We start from the raw sequence: 21,638 nt of genomic DNA on the forward strand, positions 1-21,638 counted from the left end.
AACTCCGGGAACAGTACCCCCACCTGACTGCCACAAGACCTACATTCAAAGAAAGCGGTTGGCAAAACGTTCCAAGGAGGCAGGTTATGAGCGAAGAGAAAGACGTGGTCCCCATGCTCCAGCGCGCCTATCCCGAGGACTTGGGGGAAACGGTCCCCGAACACACGCCGGAGACGGATTCCCCGGCCATCCGCGAGATCGCGACGGAGGACCTGGGCACCTGGCTCGGCAAAGGCTGGCGGGACCTCTGGCAGATGCCAGTGGCCCTGGTGCACGGCCTGGTGATCACCCTGGCCGCGCTGATCCTGCTGGGCCTGTCCTGGAATCAGCCGTGGATGGCCTTCTCGCTTCTGGCCGGCATCCTGCTCCTCGGACCCGTGCTCGCCGTCGGTGTGAACTACCTCGCGCTGCAGAAAGAGCGCGGCGAGCCGGGCGGTTCCGGCCTCGGCTGGCTGGGGCCGATGGGTGGCTCGATCTGGGCCTTTGCCGCGCTGCTGGCCATCCTGTTCGTGATCTGGGCCAGCTTTGTGTGGATGTGGATCGCGGTGCTCAACATCGGCGAAATCGCGGTCATGGGGCAGTTGCATCACCTGGTGGGCGCGATGCTCAGCAGCGGCGCCGGCATTATCTCGCTGGTCGGGGTGGTGGTGGCCGCCATTGTGTTCGGCCTCGCGGTATTCGCCCTCAGCCTGGTCACGATCCCGGCCCTGCTGGATCACCGGATACGCGATGATGCCCCGCAAAAGAGCCTGATCGAATCGATCGGGGTCAGCCTGAAGGCCTTCAGCCACAACCCGGGTACGCTGATCCTGTGGGGTCTGATCATCACCGCGCTGTTCATGGTCTCGGTGGCAACCGCGCTGCTGGCGCTGATCGTGATCTTCCCCTGGCTGGGCTTTGCCATGTGGCACGGCTACCGGGATCTGGTCGACGCCCGTTAATCCCCAGCGACGCCCCACGCGATGGGTCCGACCCCGCGTCGGGCCCATGCCAGTCCACCTCGCGCTCCATCTCGGGTCGGCGGACGGAAGCCCCGGGGGACACCAATTGATGCCCCCTCAGGCATCCTCCCCGGAGGGGCCGCCCGGCGTGGCTTCCGCATCGTCATCGCGGGACCCGCGCCGATGGCTCAAACGCGCAAACGCCGCCAGGCGATCGGCGACCACGCGGTTGAAGCTGCCCGCCGGGAACCCCCCCCACGCGCCGCGTTCACCCGCCGTCATCCCGGTCAGGAGCTCGATGGCCTCGTCCACCGTGGCTACGGGGTAGACATGGAATCGTCCCTCCGCGATCGCCTCGCGGACGTCGTGGCGCAGCATCAGGTTCTCGACATTACTCCCCGGCAACAGCACACCGTGACCATCCAGTTCGCCGGCCTCGCGACAGACGTCGAAGAAGCCCTCGATCTTCTCGTTGACCCCACCCACGGCCTGGACCTCGCCATGCTGGTTGAGCGAGCCGGTAACCGCCAGCGACTGGCGCAACGGGATCCGCGCGATCGCCGACAACAACGCGCAGGTCTCGGCCACCGAGGCGGAATCCCCCTCGATGTCGCCATACGACTGCTCGAAGGCCAGGCTGGCGGACAGCGAGAGCTCGCTGTCCTCGGCATAGTGGCTGGCGATGAACCGGGACAGGATCATCACCGCCTTGCTGTGCACCGGGCCACCCAGCTTGGCCTCGCGTTCGATGTCGACCACATGGCCCTTGCCCGAGCGCGCGGTCGCGGTGATCCGGATTGGCCGCCCGAACATCGCGTCGCCCAGCTGCAGCAGCGACAGCCCGTTGACCTGGGCAATCTGCGCCCCGCTGGTGGCGATCAGCACCACCCCGCGACGGATCTGCTCCAGGCTGCGGCGCTGTAGCCGCGCACCGCGCTCCTGGCGTTCCCGGATGGCCTGTTCGACATGCCCGGCGCCGACGACGTCCGCGCCGGCCTTCCTCGCCCAGTGGTCGGCCTCCAGCAGCAGGTCGCGCAGGGTGCGATCGTGGGCCGACAGCTTGCACTGGTCGCCGGCCAGACGGCTGGCATGCTCGATCACGCGCGCCACCGCCTCGCGGTTCAGCGGCCGTAGTTCGACACGCCGCGCCATCGTGGCCAGCATGCGCGCATACAGCACATGACTGGCGTCGCTGCGGTCCAAGTCGTCCTCGAAGTCGGCCTCGACCTTGAACAACTCAAGGAAGTCCGGATCGAACGCGGACAGCAGGTAGTACAACAGGCGATCACCGATCAGCACCACCTTCGGGGTCACCGGAATGGGATCCGGCTCCAGCCCCACCGCACTCACCAGCCCGAACAGGCGCTCCAGGGACTCGATGCGGATTTCGCCGGAAAACAGGACCCGTTTGAGGCTCTCCCAGGCCAGCGGCTGCGTCAGCACACGCCGGGCATCCACGATCAGGTAACCGCCACTGGCCCGGTGCAGGGCCCCGGCGCGCACCAGCGAGAAATCGGTAACCAGGGCCCCCTCGTGCACCTGGTGCTCGATCAGGCCGGTCAAGTGTTGATGATTCGGCAGGTCCTCGTAGATCACCGGGGCGCCCCGCGTGTCCGCGTGATCCACCAGCAGGTTGATGCGAAACCGTTCCAGCAGCCCCTCGGGCGGGGCATGGCTACGGCCGCCGCGAAACGCCTCCGCGTGTCTCACCACCTCGTCGAGGATCGCCTCCAGATGCTCGACCACCGCCGGCCGGTGCGACCATTTCTCCTTCAACTCGTGGATCGGACCGCCCAGGGCCCATTGCAGCATCTCCGCATTCAGGGCCCGAATCTTCTCCTGCAGCTCCTTGCGCAGGCGAGGCACCTGGTGCATGACCTGCTGCAACTTCTCCTGCAGCTCCTCGACCTTCTCGTCGATGCGCCCGCGTTCCTCCTCGGACAGTGCGTCGTATTCCTCCGGCTTGAGGATCTCCCCATCGCGCATCGGCGCGAACGAGAAGGTGTGTGGCGCGCTGATCAGGGCAATGTCGTGCGCCTCGGCCTCTTCCTGCACCTTGCGCGCGCCCTCGGTCTGGGCCTCTTCAGACGCATCCTTCAGCTCCTGCAGGCGCCGCTGGTATTCCTCGCTCTCGAACGCGGCCGGGATACTGGCATGCAGGTCTTCGATCAGACGGTCCAGGTCCGCCTGAAGGGTTCGGCCCTCGCCGGCCGCTAGACGAACGGCCCGCGGACACTCCGGCTGCTGAAAGTTGAACACGTAGCCCCAGTCCGGCGGGGCAGACTCGTCGGCCGCGCGGCGCTCCAGAAAGCGTCGCACCAGGTCGTGCCGCCCGCTGCCTGCCGGCCCCAGCACGAACAGGTTGAAACCATTGCCACGCATCGACGCACCGAATTCGAGCGCACGCAGCACGCGTTCCTGGCCACAGGGCAACTCGAGCGCCTCCAGCGTCTCGGTGGTCTCGAAATCCAGATGCTCTGGCGGGCACCGCTGATAGACCTGCTCCGCGGTCAGGGATGCGGGTCGCGTCATATCCGTCTCCACTGTTGTTAGCCCCTACCTTGCGGGAGATGCAGCTCAATATGCACCCCCTGATTGCCGGTAACCAACGAAACCCGCTCCCGTGACGCTGGTGCGGCCCGGCCATCGTGCTACCTTGGACGCATTGACCATCCGAAACGTCCCCGAACGGGACACACAGCCACATATCGATCAGCGAGGAGCAGCGCATGAGCGACAAACCCAGGGATACGGCCCCGGAACACGACCAGGAACGCGAGCACCGGTTGAGCGATGCCTATCACCGCATGCTGAACGAGGTCACCGAGGATCTCGAAAAGCTGGAGGACAAGACCAGCAAGGCGATCACCGAGGCTCTGGAGAACGCCCGCGACCGCGTGCAGAAGGCCAGTGACCTGACCCGCGAAGAGGCTCACGAGGTGATGGACTACCTGCGCCGCGACCTGCAGGATCTGGGCGCCTACCTCGACAACCGCAGCTCCGACTGGCGTGGCTGGCTACAGATCGATCTGGGTCTGATCGAGGCCAGCATCAAGAACGCCCTGGAACGCATCGCGGACCGCACCCGGATCGAGATCACCGAACTGACCGCGCGCGCCCAGGTGATGGGCGAGTGGCACACCGGCGAGATCACCGGCCCCGGCGAACTGCTCTGCAAGCAATGCGGCCATCCCGTGCACATGACGAAGGTCGGCCGCATCCCGCCGTGCTCCAACTGCCACAACACGACGTTCCGTCGCGGCCCCGGCGGGACCGAGGCCGAATAACCCGTCAGCGTCGGCGGCGACGGCCGACCGCGGCACCGGCAACCACCAGCACCAGCGCGGCCAGCACGGCCGGCCCCGCCCCGGTGGCGGTTGCCGGCGTCACGCCGTGGCGAGGCTGCAGCGTGCCCGTGACTACCTCGCGGGTGAAGATCCCCGAACGCTCGAGTATCCGGCCATCGGCATCAATCAGGGCCGAGATGCCGGTATTGGTTGCCCGGATCATCGGGCGCCCGGTCTCCACCGCCCGTACCCGGGCAATCTGCAGATGCTGGGCCGGGGCGAGGCTGTCGCCAAACCAGGCGTCGTTGGAGACGTTGACCAGGAAGCCGGCCTCCGGCAGCGCGGCGCGGATGTGGCGCGAATATGCCGCTTCGTAGCAGATGCTGACCCCGGCGGTCTGACCGGCCACCCGCATACGCCCGTCGCCGGTGCCCGGGGAAAGGTCGGACATCGGGATCGCCAGCAACCGGTCCAGCCAGTCGAGCTGGCCGCGCAACGGGATGTACTCGCCGAAGGGGACCAGCTGGCGCTTGTTGTAGCCGGCCCCGGTGGTCACGTTGACCACCGAGTTATACACATGGCGTCCGGCCGACGCATGGTCGAAGACCCCAGTCACCAGTTCGCTGTCATGCTCCGCCAGCGACTGGGCGAGCTGCCCGAGTGGCTGCTGGACCTCGACATAGAACGCCGGGATCGCGGTCTCCGGCCAGACCACCAGGTCCACCTCACCCGCCTCGCGGGTCAGTTCCTCGTAGACCCCCAGCGAATACTCGATGCCATCGGCATCCCACTTGCGCGCCTGATCGATGTTGCCCTGGACCATGGCCACCGAGATCGTTTCGCCGCCCGGCTCCACCCAGCGCGCGAGCCCCAGCGACAACGAGGCGATCACCAGTGCCCCCACCAGGCCCGCGCCCAGCCAGCGCTGCCGGGTCAGAAACACCAGGACCAGCGCCACGGCCAGCAGGGCCACCACCAGCCCCGCCCCCAGCTCGCCGACCAGCGGCAGCCAGGGCTGTAGCGGCGTGTCGAGCACGGTGTGGCCGAACAGCAGCCAGGGGAAGCCGGAGAACAGCCAGGAACGCGCCAGCTCCATCAGCACCAGGCCACCGGCCAGCGCCAGCAAGCCGGCCGGACGCCCCAGTGGCAGGAAGCGCGCCGCCAATCCGGCCAGCAACGCCGGATAGCCCGCCAGGGCCAGTACGAATAGCACGGTAATCAGCGAGGCGACCACCAGTGGCGCCTGCCCGAACACCAACAGGCTATTGAAGATCCAGCTCACCCCCATCCCGAAGAATCCGAGGCCGAAGGCATAGCCCGTCCACGCGGCGCGGCGCGGTCGGGCACCCGGCAACAGGGCGAACCACACGGCCAGGGCCAACGGGGCGGCCAGGAACCAGCCAACCGGGGCAAAGGCCAGGGTTGCACCCGCCCCGGCCAGCAGGGCAACGAGCCCGGAGGCCCAGGGCGGCAGGCGTTCGACAAGGGTCTGCATGCCGATCAGGGGATGTGGCGGTCGTCCGGCTCCCGGGCCGGACCATCGAACGGCTGCGAGCCTTCACCGGTGGCAGCCTGCATGTCCGGCTCCGGCAGGCGCATCTCCAGCAGGTGCAGGCGCCGGTTGTCAGCGCGCAGGACGCGGAACTGCATACCATCCACGACGATCTGTTCGCCACGACGCGGGACATGCCCGAAATGCGACAGCACCAGGCCCCCGATGGTGTCGAAGTCGTCCTCGCTGTAGGCGGTCTGGAAGTAGGCGTTGAACTCCTCCATCGGGGTCAGCGCCTTGATGGTGTAACGCCCGCCGGGGTGCTGCATGATCTGGGTCAGGTAGTCCTCGACATCGTGCTCGTCCTCGATCTCGCCGACGATCTGCTCCAGAACGTCCTCGATGGTCACCAGGCCGGCCACGCCGCCATACTCGTCCACCACGATCGCCATGTGGTTGCGGCTCAGGCGAAATTCCTTCAGCAACACGTTCAGACGCTTGCTCTCCGGCACGAACACCGCCGGGCGCAGGATTTCCTGCATATCGAAGGCGGCATCGTCCGGCTCGCCAAAGAAGCGCAGCAGGTCCTTGGCCAGCAGGACGCCGACCACCTCGTCGCGGTGATCCCCCACCACCGGCAGGCGCGAATGCGCGGAAGCGACCACGTCCGGGAGGAACTCGGAGAGCCCGGCGTCGCGGCGCACCACTTCCATCTGCGCGCGCGGGATCATGATGTCGCGCACCTGCATGTCCGCGACGTTGAGCACCCCCTCCAGCATGGTCAGGGCCTCGGGATCGACCAGCTCGCGGGCGTGGGCACCGCGCAGGCACTCGATCAGCTCGTGTCGGGTCGCCGGCTCGCGGCGCGGGCGCAGGATCTCGCCGGCGCGGATCAGCCAGCGCCGCCAGATGGGTTGTTCGTCGGGTTCGGGTTCAGGCATCGGGGGCGGTTCCGGCAGGATGCGGCGACAGGACGCGGGCCGGAGGGTCGGCATCGTAGGGGTTGGGATAGCCTAACCCGGCCAGGATCGAGGACTCAATTGCCTCCATCCGCGCGGCCTCGTCCGGCGTCTGGTGATCCATGCCCTGCAGGTGCAACATCCCGTGCACCACCATGTGGTGGTAATGGGCCGCCAGCGTCTTGCCCTGTTCCGCCGCCTCGCGCGCCAGCACCGGCACGCACAGGACGACATCACCGAGATAGGCGCTCGCCTCGGGCGGCAAGCCCGGCGGCAGCGCCGGCGCCGGGAATGACAGCACATTGGTCGCGTAGTCGCGTCCCCGGAAGGTGTGATTCAGCGACTGTCCCTCCTCGGCCTCCACCAGGCGCAGAGTGACTGTGGCCGCGCCCGCCCCGCGCCAGGCGGCGCGGGCCGCCCGGTGCAAGGTGGTGGGGCCGGGCAGACCGGCACGCGGAACAGCGTATTGCACCGCGATTTCAAGCGCCATCGGCACCCCGCCCGGAACCGGGCTCCGACTCCCCAGTCGGCTTGCCAGACGCATGGTCGTGGGCCTCGTAGGCCTCGACGATGCGCTGCACCAGCGGGTGGCGCACCACGTCACCGGCCTGGAAACGGGTGATATGCACCCCCTCCACGCCCTGCAGGATCTGCATCGCGTGCTTGAGGCCCGATCCCTGCCCCCGCGGCAGGTCAACCTGGGTGATGTCGCCGTTGACCACCGCAGTGGAGCCGAAGCCGATGCGGGTCAGGAACATCTTCATCTGCTCGAGGGTGGTGTTCTGCGCCTCGTCGAGGATGATGAAGGCCTCGTTCAGGGTGCGCCCGCGCATGTAGGCCAGCGGCGCGACTTCGATCACCTGGCGTTCCATCAAGCGTGCGGTCTGATCGAAGCCCATCAGTTCGTACAGGGCGTCGTACATCGGCCGCAGGTAAGGGTCGATCTTCTGCGCCAGATCGCCGGGCAAAAAGCCCAGGCGCTCGCCGGCCTCCACCGCCGGACGCACGAGCACCAGGCGCTGCACGCGGTCCTGCTCCAGTGCGGCGACCGCGGCGGCCACCGCAAGGTAGGTCTTGCCGGTCCCGGCCGGGCCGATGCCAAAACTGAGATCGTGCCGCGCGATCGCGGACAGGTATTTCGCCTGACGCGGGCCGCGACCACGGATCACCGCGCGTTTGAGCCGCAACGCGGGATCGTCGCCCGTGCCCTCGGGCTCCGCCAGCCCCTCAACATGGGCGGTCTGCAGCGCGGTATGCACCTGCTCCAGGCTGACCGGTTCTTCCTGCGCCATCCGGTGCAGGTCGTGGATCAAGGCCCCGGCCGCCTTCACGGCACCGCCCGGCCCGGTGAGATTGAAGCGCGGCCCGCGATTGTGCACCGCCACGCCCAGGCGTGACTCGATCAGGCGCAGGTGGGCATCCAGCGGCCCGGAGATCCGCGCGAGCGTCTCCTGGTCACCAGGCTCCAGGGTGAAATCCAGACGATTGGCCATGCTTCGGTTTCCCTAGGCGCCGACGGCAGCGGGCATTGTCCGCTCCACCGTACGCCCGCGCAGGGAATGTGCCAGGGCCTCGGTAATCTCGACCGGGATCAACTGCCCGATCAGGCCGGGGTCCCCGGCGAAGTTGACGATGCGGTTGTTCGCCGTGCGCGCGGCCAGTTCGCCGGGGTTGCGCTTGGCCGGACCCTCCACCAGTACCGGCTCGATGTTGCCCACCATGGACTCGTTTCGCGCGCGGCCGTTCTGCTCGATCAGGGCCTGCAACTCGGCCAGACGGGCCTTCTTGGTCGCCATCGGCACGTCATCCGGCAGCGATGCGGCCGGGGTGCCCGGGCGCGCGCTGTAGATAAAGCTGAAGGAGAAATCAAAATGCAGCTCCTCGATCAGCTTCATCGTCGCGGCGTGGTCGGCGTCGGTCTCGCCGGGGAAGCCGACGATGAAGTCCGAGGAGAGATCCAGGTCCGGGCGCGCCTCGCGCAGGCGGCGGATCTTGGACTTGTATTCCAGGATCGTGTGGCCGCGCTTCATCTGCGCCAGGATGCGGTCGGAGCCGCTTTGCACCGGCAGGTGCAGGTGACTGACCAGCTTCGGTTCGTCGGCAAAGGCCTGGATCAGCGAATCGGAAAACTCCACCGGGTGCGAGGTAGTGAAGCGGATACGTTCGATCCCGTCGACCGCCGCGACATAGTGGATCAGCAGGGCCAGGTCCGCAGTGTCGCCGTCATCCATCGGCCCGCGGTAGGCATTCACGTTCTGCCCCAGCAGGTTGATCTCCCTGACCCCCTGCGCGGCCAGCGCGACCACCTCGGCAATCACGTCGTCGAACGGGCGGCTGATCTCGTCGCCGCGCGTATAGGGCACCACGCAGAAGCTGCAGTACTTGGAGCAGCCTTCCATCACCGAGACGAACGCACTCGGACCGTCGGCCTTCGGCTCCGGCAGGCGGTCGAATTTCTCGATCTCGGGGAAGGAGATATCCACCACCGGGGCGCGCTCACGGCGCACCGACTGGATCATCGCCGGCAGGCGATGCAGGGTCTGCGGGCCGAATACCAGATCCACGTACGGGGCCCGGGCGCGCAGGGCATCGCCCTCCTGACTGGCAACACAACCGCCCACACCGATGATCACCTCCGGCCGGCGTTCCTTGATCTGCCGCCAGCGCCCCAGTAGCGAGAAGACCTTCTCCTGCGCCTTCTCGCGAATGGAGCAGGTGTTCATCAGCAGCAGGTCGGCCTGCTCCGGATCATCGGTACGCTCCGCCCCGTGCAGCTCACGCAGTGCGTCGAGCATGCGATCGGAGTCGTACTCGTTCATCTGACAGCCGTGCGTCTGGATGTAGACCTTGCGGATCATGCTCTCGGTACTTCGCTAGTGGGTGAACAGTGACTTATGTGTTTTCTAGAAAGGGACGTCGTCGTCATCGAAGCCGCCGCCGGAGGCCGGCGCGTTGCTGCGGTTGCCGCCTTGCTGGCCACCGCCGCCGTAGGCATTGCCGCCGCCATAACCCGGGTCCTGGTCGAAACCGCCACCACCGCCGCCACTGCCACCGCGACCGCCGATCAGCTGCATCTCGTTGGCCACGACCTCGGTGCTGTAACGATCGTTACCGGATTGGTCCTGCCATTTGCGGGTCTGGATCTTGCCTTCGACATAGACCTGCGAGCCCTTGGACAGGTACTGCGCGGCGATATCCGCCAGGCGCCCGAACATCACCACCCGGTGCCATTCGGTGTTTTCGCGCTTCTCGCCGGAGTTCTTGTCGGTCCACTGCTCCGACGTCGCCAGACGCAGATTGGTGACGGTAACCCCGTTCGGGGTCTCGCGCTTTTCCGGGTCGGCCCCGAGGTTGCCGAGCAGGATGACTTTGTTGACGCCGCGGGCCATGGGGCCTCCTTGTGTCCAGCATGGAGAAACAGATTCGGTAGTGTAGCAGCCCACCCCGGCCGCGACAGTGCACCGGTCCGGGATGTGGACAGATTCGCGCGGCCAGTCGGGGAGGCATTGCGCGCGTTCTACGCGCCTGGCTTGCGCGCCAACCAGGCTGTCAGCTCGGGGGTGTCCGGGCCTCCTGGCTCCACCTTCAGGTACAAGGAACCGGCATCCGGTGACAGGTCCGCCTCGTGCACGCCGGGCCATGCGGCAAGCGCCCGCAGCAGTTCCGCGTCACGACCGGACCAGTGGTCGGGTACCGCGACCACCCGGTTCGACCGGTAGCGCGGATGCATCCCGCGGGCGATCCACCACCAGGCCAGCAGCAACGGCACCCCGGCAAGGAACACCCCGACCGGCCCGACCAGTGTCAGCAGGACACCTCCCAGCACGCCGCCGGCGAAGATCCCAAGGAACTGCGCGGTGGCAAAGCCGCCCATCGCCGTGCCCTTGTGGGCGACCGGCGCCACGCGCGCAACCAGCGACGGCAGTCCCGCCTCAAGCAGGTTGAAGGCGGCAAAGAACAGGACCATCAGCGCCGCCAGCGTCCACAGACCGCCGCCGTCGAGCACCAGCAGGGCCAGCAGGATCTGCACCCCGGCCAGCAGGGCGATCGCCCCGCGCAGCACGCTGTGCACGCGCCGGCGGCGCTCGCCGAAGATGATCCCCGGGAGCATCAGCGCGAACCCCGCCAGCAGCACCGGCACATAGAACTTCCAGTGGCTGGCACCCGCTAGCCCGAGCGTCTCCACCAGCAGCACCGGGATAACCAGAAAGTTCGCGGCCAGGACCAGGTGCAGCACGAAGATGCCGAGGTTCAGGCGCAACAGGTCCGGGGCGCGCAGCACGCGGGGCAGTGCCGACCAGACCGGCACCATGTCCGGGTGTGCCCGCGCCCGTGCCGGGGTTGGCACCCAAAGGAACAGGATCACGATCGCAACCAGCCCGAGCAATGCCGACAGGCCGAAGATCCCGGACAATCCCGCCGCCTGGTCCACCACCGGGCCCAGGGCCATCGCTGCGGTGAAGGTCAGGCCGATGGTCAGCCCGATCACGGCGAGGGCCCGCATACGCCGTTCCTCGCCGACCAGGTCCGCTGTCAGGGCCAGGATCACCGCTGCCACCGCACCCGCCCCCTGCAGGGCACGCCCGAGGATGATGCCGTGGATGGTCTCGGCGACCGCGGCGAGCACACTGCCAGCAACGAACAGCAACAGCCCGGCGAGGATCAGCGGCTTGCGGCCGACCCGGTCCGACAAGAGACCGAACGGGATCTGCAGCACGGCCTGGGTGAGTCCGTAGATCCCGAGCGCCAGGCCCATCAGCAGCGGGGTTGCGCCGGGGATACGGTCGGCATGCAGCATGAACACCGGCAGGACCATGAACAGGCCGGCCATGCGCACGCCATAAATCGCCGCCAGCCCAGTGGTGGCGCGCAGCTCGCGGGGATTCATGGCGTCCGGGACCGACGCAGGCAAGAAGAACTCTTCATGTCCGGGGAGTTTACCGGCAAGCGCGGCGGGGAAACCATGGCGAGCGCGGCCCGGGTGTTACCATGGATGGTTTGCGGCGCCCCAATGGAAACACTGATCCGTGTTTTCGCTAGCGCGCCGCGCGACGTAACCCAGTGGAGTCGATCCAGCCCCATGGACAGCATCAGCATTCGCGGCGCCCGCACCCATAACCTGAAGAACGTGGACCTCGACCTGCCGCGCGAACGGCTGATCGTGATTACCGGCGTTTCCGGTTCGGGCAAATCCTCGCTGGCCTTCGACACCCTGTTCGCCGAGGGCCAGCGCCGCTACGTGGAGAGCCTGTCGACCTACGCCCGGCAGTTCCTGTCGATGATGGAAAAGCCCGACGTCGACCAGATCGAGGGTCTGTCGCCGGCGATCTCCATCGAGCAGAAGAGTACCTCGCACAACCCGCGCTCCACCGTCGGGACCATCACCGAGATCTACGACTACCTGCGCCTGCTGTTCGCGCGCGCCGGCGAGCCGCGCTGCCCGGAACACGGCGAGACCCTGGCCGCCCAGACCATCTCGCAGATGGTCGACCAGGTACTCGATCTGCCGGAGGGCGACAAGGTCATGCTGTTGTCGCCGGTGGTCCGCGGCCGCAAGGGCGAACACCACAAGATGCTCGAGGCGATGCGCTCCCAGGGCTACCTGCGCGCGCGTATCAATGGCGAGATCCACGACCTCGACGCCCTGCCGGCGCTGGACCCCAAGCGCAAGCACAACATCGAGATCGTGATAGACCGCTTCCGCGTGCGCGAGGACCTGCGCCAGCGCCTGGCCGAGTCCTTCGAAACCGCCACCGAACTGGCCGATGGCCTGGCGCTGATCGCGTGGATGGACGAGCCGGAACGCGAGCCGATGATCTTCTCGGCGCGCTACGCCTGTCCGATTTGCGGCTATGCCCTGCGCGAGCTGGAGCCCCGGCTGTTCTCGTTCAACAACCCGGCAGGCGCCTGCCCCACCTGCGACGGCCTCGGTGTGCACCAGTTCTTCGACCCCGAACGGGTCGTGTCGCAGCCCGAGCTAAGCCTTGGTGGCGGGGCCGTACGGGGCTGGGATCGGCGCAACGCCTGGTACTTCAGCCTGCTGACCAGTCTCGCCCGGCATTACGACTTCGACGTGGAGGCCCCTTGGCAGGAATTGCCGGCCGAGGTCCGCGCGGTGGTCCTGCATGGTTCGGGCACGGAGAAGGTCAAGCTGTCGACCCCGGCCGCCAACGGCCAACTACGCACCGACGAACGCGTGTTCGAGGGTGTGATCCCGAACCTGGAGCGGCGCTACCGCGAGACCGACTCCGCGGCAGTGCGCGAGGAACTGGGCCGCTACCAGGCGGAACAGCCCTGCCCCGACTGCCACGGCACGCGCCTCAACTCGGCCGCACGCAACGTCTTTGTCAGCGACATGACCCTGCCCGAGGTCACGCACATGAGCGTGGCCAACGCGCAGGCCTTTTTCGACGACCTCCGCCTGCCGGGACGCTTCGCCCAGATCGCCGAGAAGATCGTGCGCGAGATCTCCGCGCGCCTGGGGTTCCTCAACGATGTCGGCCTGGACTACCTGACCCTGGACCGCTCCGCCGACACGCTTTCCGGCGGCGAGGCCCAGCGTATCCGCCTCGCCTCGCAGATCGGCTCGGCCCTGGTCGGGGTGATGTACATCCTCGACGAGCCATCAATCGGCCTGCACCAGCGCGACAACGCACGCCTGCTGAAGACCCTGAGCCACCTGCGCGACCTCGGCAACACGGTCATCGTGGTGGAGCATGACGAGGATGCCATCCGACAAGCCGATTATGTCGTGGACATCGGCCCCGGCGCGGGTCGCCACGGCGGCCACATTGTGGCGTCGGGCACCCCGGAGGCGGTCGCGAATCATCCGGATTCCCTCACCGGCGCATACCTGCGCGGCACCCGCTGCATCCCGGTGCCGGACCAGCGGACGCCGCCCGACGCGGAGCGCGAGATCCGCGTAATCGGCGCGCGTGGCAACAACCTGAAGGGCGGTGATTTCGCCTTCCCCACCGGGCTGTTCACCTGCGTGACCGGGGTCTCGGGCTCCGGCAAGTCCACCCTGGTCAACAACACCCTGTACCCGGCCGTCGCCACCGCCCTCCATGGCGGGCGCCACCACATCGAGGATCACGACCGCATCGACGGCATGGAGTTGATCGACAAAGTGGTCGACATCGACCAGAGCCCGATCGGGCGTACCCCGCGCTCCAACCCGGCCACCTATACCGGCCTGTTTACGCCCATACGCGAACTGTTTGCCGCAACCGGCGAGGCGCGCTCGCGCGGCTACAAGCCCGGGCGCTTCTCGTTCAACGTCCGTGGCGGGCGCTGCGAGGCCTGCCAGGGCGATGGCGTGATCAAGGTGGAAATGCACTTCCTGCCCGACGTCTTCGTCCCCTGCGACGTCTGCAAGGGCCATCGCTATAACCGCGAGACCCTGGACGTGCGCTACAAGGGCAAGAATATCCACGAAGTCCTGGAGATGACCGTCGAAGAGGCCCTCGACTTCTTCCAGCCGGTACCGGTGATCCACCGCAAGCTCGAGATGCTGATGGAGGTGGGCCTGTCCTACATCCAGCTGGGGCAGAATGCCACCACCCTTTCCGGTGGCGAGGCCCAGCGCATCAAGCTCGCCCGCGAGCTCTCCAAGCGCGATACCGGTCGTACGCTCTACATCCTCGACGAGCCGACCACCGGCCTGCATTTCGAGGATATCGCCCAGCTCCTGCGCGTGCTCCACCGCCTCCGCGACCATGGCAATACCATCGTCGTGATCGAGCACAACCTCGACGTCATCAAGACCGCCGACTGGCTGATCGACATCGGCCCGGAAGGCGGCAGCGGCGGCGGTGAACTCCTCGTGGCAGGCGCCCCCGAAGCGGTGGCCGCCACCGCCCACAGCCACACCGGGCAGTTCCTTGCACCGCTGCTCCCCGCCGCAAGCTCTTCCCACGCCGCCAACGGTTAACGACCCGCGGCCTTTTCCATCTCCACGGGCTGCGCGCCTGCGCACCGTCCCCACAGACCGCGCTTCCCTCTCTCTTTCTAAATTCGCGGTTACCCAGACGCAAGAAAGCCGGCGCAAGGCCGGCTTTCCGAGCGCCCAACCTGCGAGCGCGATTTCCTCTGGCGACGGACCCTCAGGCGGCTTCGCCTTCTCCGGCATCCAGTTCCGGACGATCCACGAGTTCAACGTAGGCCATCGGGGCATTATCACCCGCGCGGTTGCCGCACTTCAGGATCCGCAGGTAGCCACCGGGCCGCGCCTGGTAGCGCGGACCCAGTTCGGCGAACAGCTTGCCCACAATCTCCTTGTCACGAAGACGGGCAAACGCCAGCCGACGACCGTGAACGCTGTCTTCCTTGGCCAGCGTGATCAGCGGTTCGGCGACGCGACGCAGCTCTTTCGCCTTGGGCAGCGTGGTCTTGATCAGTTCGTGCCGGAACAGGGCCACGGACATGGCCTGAAACGTGGCCTTGCGGTGCGAGCTGTTGCGGCCCAGCTGACGGCCGGAATGACGATGACGCATGAGAGGCTTCCTCTAAAAAACGATGGGCGCGGGGCGCCGTGATTACTCGTTGTCGTCGCGCAGACCCGGCGGCGGCCAGTTCTCGAGACGCATGCCGAGCGACAGCCCGTGGGTCGCCAGCGTGTCCTTGATTTCAGTCAGCGATTTCTTACCGAGGTTCGGCGCACGCAGCAGCTCGACCTCGGTGCGCTGGACGAGATCCCCAATGTAGTACAGGTTCTCGGCCTTCAGGCAGTTGGCCGAACGCACCGTCAGTTCCAGCTCGTCCACCGGACGCAGCAGCACCGGGTCGATCGCGCCACCCACGGCACCCGCCACTTCGGCCGACTCTTCTTGCAAGTCCACGAACGGCGCCAGCTGGCCCTGAAGGATCGTCGCGGCTTGACGCACGGCGTCATCCGGGGCGATCGCACCATTGGTTTCGAGCTCGAGCACCAGGCGATCCATATCGGTCCGCTGGGCCAGACGCGCGCTTTCGACGCGATAGGACACGCGGCGAATCGGGCTGAAGCTGGCGTCCAGCAACAGTCGACCAATACCCGTGTCATCCCCACCCTCGGCTTGCCGACGCGTGCTGACGGGTTCGTACCCGCGACCCGCGCGCGCCGTCAGAGTGATGTCCAGATCCACGTTCTTGGTGATCGTCGCGATCACGTGTTCCGGGTTCACCACCTCGACGTCATGGTCGACCTGAATGTCGCCGGCCGTCACCACGCTCGGACCCTTCTTCCTCAGGGTCAGCGTGGACTCGTCGCGGCTGTGCATACGCAGCGCAACACCCTTCAGGTTCAGCAGGATGTCGACGACATCTTCCTGTACCCCTTCGATGGTGGTGTACTCGTGCAGCACGCCTTCAATCCGGGCCTCGACAATGGCGGCACCCGGGATGGACGACAGCAACACACGTCGCAGGGCATTGCCCAGGGTGTGGCCGAAGCCGCGTTCCAGCGGCTCGAGGGCGACCTTGGCCTGATTCCGATTCTCGGCCTCGACCTCGATCTGCTGTTTCTTGACCAGTTCGTTCGACTGCATTGTGACTCCTGGCGCCAGGCCGAAAAACGATTACTTCGAGTACAGCTCGACGACGAGCGACTCGTTGATGTCCGCAGGCAGATCGGAACGATCCGGGATCGCCTTGAACGTACCCTCGAACTTGCTGGTGTCCACTTCGATCCAGCTCGGGAACCCGGTCTGCTCGGCCAGCGTCATCGAGTCCTGGATGCGCACCTGCTTGCGCGCCTTCTCCCGGACCGTAACCACGTCGGACGGCTGCACCTGGTAGGCCGCGATGTTGACCACCTGGCCGTTCACCTGGATCGCTCGATGCGCAACCAGCTGGCGCGCTTCGGAGCGGGTGGAGCCGAAGCCCATGCGGTACACCACGTTATCCAGACGACCTTCCAGCAGCTTCAGCAGGTTCTCACCCGTCGAGCCCTTGCGCTGAGCGGCCTTCTTGTAATAGTTGCGGAACTGCTTTTCCAGCACGCCGTAGATGCGGCGAAGCTTCTGCTTCTCGCGCAGCTGCACGGCGTAGTCCGACAGGCGAGTACGGCGTTCACCGTGCTGACCCGGCGGCTTGTCGAGCTTGCACTTTGTTTCCAGCGCACGGACCCCACTCTTCAGGCCCAGGTCCACGCCTTCACGGCGACTCAACTTGCATTTCGGTCCAATGTAACGAGCCATTCTTCAACTCCAGCCTTAAACGCGGCGTTTCTTGGGCGGCCGGCAGCCGTTGTGAGGGATCGGGGTTACATCACTGATATTCGTGATCTTGAACCCGGCATTGTTCAGCGCACGTACCGCCGACTCGCGACCCGGACCCGGGCCCCGCACCATCACGTCGAGATTCTTCACGCCGTGTTCGGCCGCAGTCGTCCCGGCGCGCTCGGCCGCGATCTGCGCGGCGAACGGCGTCGACTTGCGGGAACCACGGAAGCCCGAACCACCGGAGGTGGCCCAGCTGATCGTGTTCCCCTGCCGGTCGGTGATCGTGATGATCGTGTTGTTGAACGTGGCGTACACATGAGCCACGCCCTCGGCGATGTTTTTGCGGACCTTTTTCTTGGTCCGTGTTTGCGCTTGTGCCATGTACCTGAGATCCCAGTCTGATTACTTGCGAATCGGGCGACGCGGGCCCTTTCGGGTGCGTGCATTCGTCTGCGTCTGCTGACCGCGCAGCGGCAGGCCGCGACGGTGGCGCACGCCACGGTAGCAGCCCAGATCCATCAATCGCTTGATGTTCATGCTGACTTCCCGGCGCAGATCCCCTTCCACGGGGATCTTGTCGATCTGGGCGCGCAGAGCATCCACTTCGGCATCCGTCAGATCCCGCACCTTGATGTCCCGACGCACACCCGCCCCATCGCAGATCAGGCCGGCCCGAGTCGGGCCAATGCCATAGATCGCGGTCAGCGCGATTACCGTGTGCTTCTGGTCAGGAATATTGATTCCAGCGACGCGAGCCATCCAACTTCTCCATCAAAATCCGGCAAAGCCGGCTATAGTAGCAATGATTATGCGTTACGCCAAGCTTCAGCCCTGACGCTGCTTGTGGCGGGCGTCGGAACAGATCACCCGGACCACGCCATTACGCCGAATGACTTTGCAGTTCCGGCACATCGGCTTTACAGATGCACGTACCTTCATGGTCTTTCTCCTGGTCTAGCGGATCCCGGTCCCGCCGAAACCCTTCAGATTCGCTTTCTTCATCAAGCCTTCGTACTGGTGGGACACCAGATGCGACTGCAACTGCGCCATGAAATCCATCACCACGATCACGATGATCAGAAGCGAGGTCCCGCCAAAGTAGAAGGGCACGTTCCAATACAGGATCAGAAACTCCGGCAGCAGGCACACTGCGGTGATGTACACCGCCCCCACCGCCGTCAGTCGAGTCATGACCCCGTCAATGAATCTTTCGGTCTGGACACCTGGCCGGATCCCCGGAATGAAGGCGCCCTGCTTCTTCAGATTTTCCGCCGTATCGCGTGAGTTGAACACCAGCGCGGTATAGAAGAAGCAGAAGAAAATAATCGCGGCCGCATAGAACATCACGTACAGCGGCTGTCCCGGCGCCAGCGTCGTCGAGATCTCGCGCAGCCAGTCCATCCCTTCAGCCTGGCCGAACCATTGCCCCAACGTCGACGGGAACAGAATGATACTCGATGCGAAGATCGGCGGGATCACCCCGGCCATGTTCAGCTTCAGCGGCAGGTGCGAGGACTGGCCACCGACCATCTTCCTTCCCACCTGGCGCTTGGCGTAATTGATCGTCACCCGGCGTTGTCCGCGCTCGACGAACACCACGAAGGCGGTCACCGCCAGGGCCAAGACGATCAGAATCACCACGAATGCTGCCGCCAGTTCTCCGGTGCGGGCCAACTCCAGGGTTCCGCCAATCGCGCCCGGAAGCCCTGCGACGATACCGGCGAAGATGATGATCGAGATCCCGTTGCCAATGCCGCGTTCCGTAATCTGCTCACCCAGCCACATCAGGAACAGCGTCCCCGTCACCAGCGAGACCACCACGGTGAAGATAAAGATCGGGCCCGGGTTCAGGGCCATCGGCATCCCCTGGATGGTCTGACCATTCAAGGCAATCCCGATCCCGATACTCTGGAACAGCGCGAGCGCCACGGTCCCGTAGCGCGTGTACTGCGTAATCTTGCGACGTCCCTGTTCGCCCTCTTTCTTCAACTGCTGGAGCGCCGGAACGGTCGCGGCCAGAAGCTGCATGATGATGGCGGCCGAGATGTACGGCATCACCCCCAGGGCGAAGATCGACAGGCGCTCCAGCGCCCCCCCGGAAAACATGTTGAACATGTCCAGGATGGTCCCGCTTTGCTGTTCGAAGAACTGCGAGACGGCCACCGGGTTGATACCGGGCACCGGAATGAATGTACCGATCCGGTACACCACCAGGGCACCCAGAACGAACAGCAGGCGTTGGCGTAACTCGGTAAAACCGGTGAGCCCGCCACCGGAACGTGCTGTCGCTCCACGTGCCATTATTTAGGCCTCAACGCTCCCGCCAGCGGCTTCGATCGCCGCCCGCGCGCCCTTGGTGACGCCCACGCCCTTCACGGCACAGGCCTTCGAGACTTCACCGGAGGCGAAGATCTTGGCGCTCTGCGCATCGCTGCGCACGACGCCCGCAGCCTTCAGGGTGTCCAGGGTCACGTCGCCGTCGACCTTGGCCAGTTCGCTGAGACGCACTTCGGCCGAATACTGTTGCTTGCGCGAGCGGAAGCCCACCTTGGGCAGGCGACGCTGCAGCGGCATCTGGCCGCCTTCGAACCCGACCTTCGTGTAACCACCCGAGCGAGACTTCTGGCCCTTGTGGCCGCGGCCGCCGGTCTTGCCCAGACCGGAGCCAATCCCCCGACCGACGCGCTTGGCCGGCTTGCGGGCACCGTCGGGGCTGGAAATGTTATTCAGTCGCATGATTAGACTTCCTCTACCTTCAGCAGGTACGAGACCTTCTTGACCATGCCCATGTTCTCGGGCGTGGCCTCGATGATCGCGCTGCTGTGGGTCTTGCGCAGCCCGAGTCCACGCACGCACGCCTTGTGCGTGGCGATACGGCCGGCGGTGCTGCGTACCAGTGTCAGTTTCAGCTTGCTCATGGCTTAGCTCTTCACTTCGTCGACGGACTTGCCGCGCTTGGCCGCAACCCGTTCCGGCGAGTTCACCATGGTGAGCCCGTCGATGGTCGCCTGCACGACGTTGATGGGGTTGCGCGAACCGACACACTTTGCCAGCACGTTACGCACGCCCGCTACTTCGAGCACTGCGCGCATCGCGCCCCCGGCGATGATCCCGGTACCCTCAGAAGCCGGCTGCATGTAGACGTTGGCCGCGCCATGATGACCGTTCACCGCATAGTGCAGCGTGCCTTCGTTCAGCGACACATTGCGCATTTCCATGCGCGCCTGCTGCATTGCCTTCTGAATGGCCGCCGGCACTTCGCGCGCCTTCGCGTACCCGTATCCAACTCGTCCCTCGCCATCACCGACGACGGTCAGTGCGGCAAACCGGAACTGCCGGCCGCCCTTGACCACCTTCGCAACGCGGTTGACGCCAATCAGCTTTTCCTGGAGGCCGTCCTGCGCTTCGCTTACATCGTTACGTGCCATTTCTCTCTCCGCTCGATCGCGTTTGACTAGAACTGCAGGCCGCTTTCACGGGCGGCGTCGGCAAGTGCCTTCACCCGTCCGTGATAACGAAAACCCGCGCGGTCAAACGCGACCTGTTCGATCCCTGCTTTGCGCGCACGCTCCGCGATGGCCTGGCCCACGCGGGCGGCGGCCTCGGCGTTGCCGGTGGAACCCCCGGCATTCTTCAGATCCTTCTCCACGGTCGACGCCGCGGCAAGCACCGCGTCGCCCGAGGGGGCAATGATCTGCGCGTACATGTGGCGCGGCGTCCGGTGGATACAGAGACGATGCACCCCCAGCTCACGGATCTTGAACCGTGCGCGCCGCGCCCTCTTAAGTCTGGCCTCTTTCTTGTCCACTGGTGCCTACCTACTTCTTCTTGGCTTCTTTGCGCACGATGCGCTCGTCTTTGTACTTCACGCCCTTGCCCTTGTAGGGCTCCGGCGGGCGGAAGGCGCGAATATTCGCTGCCACCTGGCCCACCTTCTGGCGATCCGTTCCCTTGACCACGACCTCGGTCGGGGTCGGTGTCTCCACCGTCACGCCTTCCGGAATGTCGAAGTCGATCGGATGCGAGTACCCGAGCGTCAGGTTCAGCTTCGCGCCCTGCATTTGGGCGCGATAGCCGACGCCGACCAACTCCAGCGCCCGGACGAACCCTTCGCTCACCCCGTGGACATGATTGCCCAGGAGTGCCCGAATAGTACCCGCCAACGCGACATTCTTCGCGTTCTCCGTGGCCTTCACTCGAACCACCCCGTCCTCGACGGTAACGATCACGGCCTCGGGGCAGGTGAGCTGTAGCTCGCCCTTCGGACCCTTGATCTTGATCTCGCTTTCCGACTGCTCGACGGAGACGCCGTTCGGCAGCTTGATCGGCAGATTTGCAATGCGCGACATGGCTGATTCCTCAGTAAATCTTGCAGAGGACTTCGCCGCCCTGGCCTGCGGCCCGGGCAGCGCGGTCACTCATGACACCCTGTGGCGTGGAGACCACGGCAACCCCGAGACCGGCGTTAATTCGCGGCAGCTCGTCCTTGCCGCGATAAATCCGCAGGCCCGGACGCGAGATGCGCTCGACGGTCTCGATGACCGGCCGTCCCTCGAAGTACTTCAGCTTCACCACCAGTTTCTTCTGGGCAACTTCACCCTCGACCTGGATGTCGCCTACGAAACCCTCATCGGCGAAGACCTTAAGGATACGCTCCTTGGCCTTGCTGAAAGGAATGGCGACCTGCTCCTTGTTCGCACGCTGGGCGTTGCGAACACGGGTGAGCATGTCGGAAATCGGATCGGTCATCATCGGTT

Annotated in this window: 24 protein-coding genes; 3 read left to right on the forward strand and 21 right to left on the reverse strand. The window is 65.7% G+C overall.

The features are described 5' to 3' along the window. Positions 1-86 precede the first annotated feature (86 nt). A complete protein-coding gene (locus tag G335_RS0112585) occupies positions 87-941 on the forward strand; it encodes a DUF2189 domain-containing protein (protein WP_018146427.1) in 855 nt (284 codons plus the stop codon). Between the two features lie 117 nt (positions 942-1,058). On the opposite strand, the gene G335_RS0112590 is transcribed toward G335_RS0112585, so the two are convergent. Continuing rightward, positions 1,059-3,473: a Lon protease family protein gene (locus tag G335_RS0112590; protein ID WP_018176982.1), complete on the reverse strand. Its 2,415-nt coding sequence runs from the start codon at positions 3,471-3,473 to the stop codon at positions 1,059-1,061. Between the two features lie 197 nt (positions 3,474-3,670). Between G335_RS0112590 and G335_RS0112595 the strand changes: the two genes are divergently transcribed. Beyond that, positions 3,671-4,228 (forward strand): zinc ribbon-containing protein, encoded by a 558-nt coding sequence (locus G335_RS0112595; protein WP_018168196.1) that lies wholly within the window; start codon positions 3,671-3,673, stop codon positions 4,226-4,228. A 4-nt stretch (positions 4,229-4,232) separates the two neighbouring features. Here G335_RS0112595 and lnt read toward each other — a convergent pair whose 3' ends face one another. From lnt to G335_RS0112630, 7 genes are all read right to left on the reverse strand, one after another. After that, positions 4,233-5,723, reverse strand: coding sequence for an apolipoprotein N-acyltransferase (gene lnt / locus G335_RS0112600; protein WP_018168197.1), 1,491 nt, complete (start codon positions 5,721-5,723; stop codon positions 4,233-4,235). 5 nt (positions 5,724-5,728) lie between these two features. After that, positions 5,729-6,661 carry an HlyC/CorC family transporter gene (locus G335_RS0112605; protein ID WP_018176983.1) on the reverse strand — a complete coding sequence of 311 codons (933 nt, stop codon included), beginning with the start codon at positions 6,659-6,661 and terminating at the stop codon, positions 5,729-5,731. Then, positions 6,654-7,169: an rRNA maturation RNase YbeY gene (gene ybeY / locus G335_RS0112610; protein ID WP_018168199.1), complete on the reverse strand. Its 516-nt coding sequence runs from the start codon at positions 7,167-7,169 to the stop codon at positions 6,654-6,656. The genes G335_RS0112605 and ybeY overlap by 8 nt, the downstream gene beginning before the upstream one ends. After that, the gene (locus tag G335_RS0112615; protein ID WP_018168200.1) at positions 7,159-8,172 is read right to left on the reverse strand and encodes a PhoH family protein; all 1,014 of its coding nucleotides are present in this window, start codon (positions 8,170-8,172) and stop codon (positions 7,159-7,161) included. Before G335_RS0112615 ends, ybeY begins: the two co-directional genes overlap by 11 nt. Positions 8,173-8,184: 12 nt before the next feature. Further along, positions 8,185-9,537 carry a tRNA (N6-isopentenyl adenosine(37)-C2)-methylthiotransferase MiaB gene (gene miaB, locus G335_RS13615; protein WP_018168201.1) on the reverse strand — a complete coding sequence of 451 codons (1,353 nt, stop codon included), beginning with the start codon at positions 9,535-9,537 and terminating at the stop codon, positions 8,185-8,187. Between the two features lie 45 nt (positions 9,538-9,582). Continuing rightward, on the reverse strand, positions 9,583-10,068 hold the full coding sequence (gene ssb / locus G335_RS0112625) for a single-stranded DNA-binding protein (protein WP_018146435.1): 486 nt from the start codon (positions 10,066-10,068) through the stop codon (positions 9,583-9,585). A gap of 128 nt (positions 10,069-10,196) precedes the next feature. Beyond that, a complete protein-coding gene (locus tag G335_RS0112630; RefSeq protein ID WP_018168202.1) occupies positions 10,197-11,567 on the reverse strand; it encodes an MFS transporter in 1,371 nt (456 codons plus the stop codon). Between the two features lie 192 nt (positions 11,568-11,759). Between G335_RS0112630 and uvrA the strand changes: the two genes are divergently transcribed. Continuing rightward, positions 11,760-14,612 carry an excinuclease ABC subunit UvrA gene (uvrA, locus tag G335_RS0112635; RefSeq protein ID WP_018176984.1) on the forward strand — a complete coding sequence of 951 codons (2,853 nt, stop codon included), beginning with the start codon at positions 11,760-11,762 and terminating at the stop codon, positions 14,610-14,612. Positions 14,613-14,784: 172 nt separating this feature from the next. Here uvrA and rplQ read toward each other — a convergent pair whose 3' ends face one another. The 13 genes from rplQ to rpsH form a co-directional block, all read right to left on the reverse strand. After that, the gene (rplQ, locus tag G335_RS0112640; RefSeq protein WP_018146438.1) at positions 14,785-15,174 is read right to left on the reverse strand and encodes a 50S ribosomal protein L17; all 390 of its coding nucleotides are present in this window, start codon (positions 15,172-15,174) and stop codon (positions 14,785-14,787) included. Between the two features lie 42 nt (positions 15,175-15,216). Continuing rightward, a complete protein-coding gene (locus G335_RS0112645) occupies positions 15,217-16,206 on the reverse strand; it encodes a DNA-directed RNA polymerase subunit alpha (protein ID WP_018168204.1) in 990 nt (329 codons plus the stop codon). 30 nt (positions 16,207-16,236) lie between these two features. Next, complete coding sequence (gene rpsD, locus G335_RS0112650) at positions 16,237-16,857, reverse strand: 30S ribosomal protein S4 (protein WP_018146440.1); 621 nt, start codon at positions 16,855-16,857, stop codon at positions 16,237-16,239. 15 nt (positions 16,858-16,872) lie between these two features. Beyond that, positions 16,873-17,262: a 30S ribosomal protein S11 gene (gene rpsK, locus G335_RS0112655; RefSeq protein WP_017941093.1), complete on the reverse strand. Its 390-nt coding sequence runs from the start codon at positions 17,260-17,262 to the stop codon at positions 16,873-16,875. Positions 17,263-17,283: 21 nt separating this feature from the next. Then, a complete protein-coding gene (rpsM, locus tag G335_RS0112660; RefSeq protein WP_018139891.1) occupies positions 17,284-17,640 on the reverse strand; it encodes a 30S ribosomal protein S13 in 357 nt (118 codons plus the stop codon). Between the two features lie 66 nt (positions 17,641-17,706). Further along, positions 17,707-17,820 carry a 50S ribosomal protein L36 gene (gene rpmJ, locus G335_RS14080; protein WP_077277041.1) on the reverse strand — a complete coding sequence of 38 codons (114 nt, stop codon included), beginning with the start codon at positions 17,818-17,820 and terminating at the stop codon, positions 17,707-17,709. A gap of 15 nt (positions 17,821-17,835) precedes the next feature. Then, positions 17,836-19,182: a preprotein translocase subunit SecY gene (gene secY / locus G335_RS0112665; RefSeq protein WP_018146441.1), complete on the reverse strand. Its 1,347-nt coding sequence runs from the start codon at positions 19,180-19,182 to the stop codon at positions 17,836-17,838. A 3-nt stretch (positions 19,183-19,185) separates the two neighbouring features. Further along, complete coding sequence (rplO, locus tag G335_RS0112670; protein WP_018146442.1) at positions 19,186-19,617, reverse strand: 50S ribosomal protein L15; 432 nt, start codon at positions 19,615-19,617, stop codon at positions 19,186-19,188. Between the two features lie 2 nt (positions 19,618-19,619). Beyond that, a complete protein-coding gene (gene rpmD / locus G335_RS0112675; RefSeq protein WP_018168205.1) occupies positions 19,620-19,799 on the reverse strand; it encodes a 50S ribosomal protein L30 in 180 nt (59 codons plus the stop codon). A 3-nt stretch (positions 19,800-19,802) separates the two neighbouring features. Further along, positions 19,803-20,309, reverse strand: a complete 507-nt coding sequence (gene rpsE / locus G335_RS0112680) for a 30S ribosomal protein S5 (protein ID WP_018146444.1) — start codon at positions 20,307-20,309, stop codon at positions 19,803-19,805. A 26-nt stretch (positions 20,310-20,335) separates the two neighbouring features. Then, the gene (gene rplR / locus G335_RS0112685) at positions 20,336-20,689 is read right to left on the reverse strand and encodes a 50S ribosomal protein L18 (RefSeq protein ID WP_018168206.1); all 354 of its coding nucleotides are present in this window, start codon (positions 20,687-20,689) and stop codon (positions 20,336-20,338) included. Positions 20,690-20,699: 10 nt separating this feature from the next. After that, complete coding sequence (gene rplF, locus G335_RS0112690) at positions 20,700-21,230, reverse strand: 50S ribosomal protein L6 (RefSeq protein WP_018168207.1); 531 nt, start codon at positions 21,228-21,230, stop codon at positions 20,700-20,702. 10 nt (positions 21,231-21,240) lie between these two features. After that, the gene (gene rpsH, locus G335_RS0112695) at positions 21,241-21,633 is read right to left on the reverse strand and encodes a 30S ribosomal protein S8 (RefSeq protein WP_018146447.1); all 393 of its coding nucleotides are present in this window, start codon (positions 21,631-21,633) and stop codon (positions 21,241-21,243) included. Positions 21,634-21,638: the final 5 nt, after the last annotated feature.

Source organism: Thioalkalivibrio sp. AKL8 (assembly GCF_000380525.1).
GTDB lineage: Bacteria > Pseudomonadota > Gammaproteobacteria > Ectothiorhodospirales > Ectothiorhodospiraceae > Thioalkalivibrio > Thioalkalivibrio versutus.

Bases quoted from the DNA above. Each gene is read 5' to 3' on its own strand.
- rplQ (WP_018146438.1), bottom strand. From the start codon at position 15,174: ATGCGTCATCGTCATTCCGGCCGTCAGCTGGGCCGCAACAGCTCGCAC.
- ssb (WP_018146435.1), bottom strand. From the start codon at position 10,068: ATGGCCCGCGGCGTCAACAAAGTCATCCTGCTCGGCAACCTCGGGGCC.
- lnt (WP_018168197.1), bottom strand. From the start codon at position 5,723: ATGCAGACCCTTGTCGAACGCCTGCCGCCCTGGGCCTCCGGGCTCGTT.
- rpsE (WP_018146444.1), bottom strand. From the start codon at position 20,309: ATGGCACGTAACGATGTAAGCGAAGCGCAGGACGGCCTCCAGGAAAAG.
- rpsD (WP_018146440.1), bottom strand. From the start codon at position 16,857: ATGGCTCGTTACATTGGACCGAAATGCAAGTTGAGTCGCCGTGAAGGC.
- uvrA (WP_018176984.1), top strand. From the start codon at position 11,760: ATGGACAGCATCAGCATTCGCGGCGCCCGCACCCATAACCTGAAGAAC.
- G335_RS0112630 (WP_018168202.1), bottom strand. From the start codon at position 11,567: ATGAATCCCCGCGAGCTGCGCGCCACCACTGGGCTGGCGGCGATTTAT.
- G335_RS0112590 (WP_018176982.1), bottom strand. From the start codon at position 3,473: ATGACGCGACCCGCATCCCTGACCGCGGAGCAGGTCTATCAGCGGTGC.
- secY (WP_018146441.1), bottom strand. From the start codon at position 19,182: ATGGCACGTGGAGCGACAGCACGTTCCGGTGGCGGGCTCACCGGTTTT.
- rpmD (WP_018168205.1), bottom strand. From the start codon at position 19,799: ATGAGCAAGCTGAAACTGACACTGGTACGCAGCACCGCCGGCCGTATC.
- G335_RS0112605 (WP_018176983.1), bottom strand. From the start codon at position 6,661: ATGCCTGAACCCGAACCCGACGAACAACCCATCTGGCGGCGCTGGCTG.
- ybeY (WP_018168199.1), bottom strand. From the start codon at position 7,169: ATGGCGCTTGAAATCGCGGTGCAATACGCTGTTCCGCGTGCCGGTCTG.
- rpsM (WP_018139891.1), bottom strand. From the start codon at position 17,640: ATGGCTCGCGTCGCTGGAATCAATATTCCTGACCAGAAGCACACGGTA.
- G335_RS0112595 (WP_018168196.1), top strand. From the start codon at position 3,671: ATGAGCGACAAACCCAGGGATACGGCCCCGGAACACGACCAGGAACGC.
- rpsH (WP_018146447.1), bottom strand. From the start codon at position 21,633: ATGATGACCGATCCGATTTCCGACATGCTCACCCGTGTTCGCAACGCC.
- miaB (WP_018168201.1), bottom strand. From the start codon at position 9,537: ATGATCCGCAAGGTCTACATCCAGACGCACGGCTGTCAGATGAACGAG.
- rpsK (WP_017941093.1), bottom strand. From the start codon at position 17,262: ATGGCACAAGCGCAAACACGGACCAAGAAAAAGGTCCGCAAAAACATC.
- rplF (WP_018168207.1), bottom strand. From the start codon at position 21,230: ATGTCGCGCATTGCAAATCTGCCGATCAAGCTGCCGAACGGCGTCTCC.
- G335_RS0112585 (WP_018146427.1), top strand. From the start codon at position 87: ATGAGCGAAGAGAAAGACGTGGTCCCCATGCTCCAGCGCGCCTATCCC.
- rpmJ (WP_077277041.1), bottom strand. From the start codon at position 17,820: ATGAAGGTACGTGCATCTGTAAAGCCGATGTGCCGGAACTGCAAAGTC.
- rplO (WP_018146442.1), bottom strand. From the start codon at position 19,617: ATGCGACTGAATAACATTTCCAGCCCCGACGGTGCCCGCAAGCCGGCC.
- G335_RS0112645 (WP_018168204.1), bottom strand. From the start codon at position 16,206: ATGCAGTCGAACGAACTGGTCAAGAAACAGCAGATCGAGGTCGAGGCC.
- G335_RS0112615 (WP_018168200.1), bottom strand. From the start codon at position 8,172: ATGGCCAATCGTCTGGATTTCACCCTGGAGCCTGGTGACCAGGAGACG.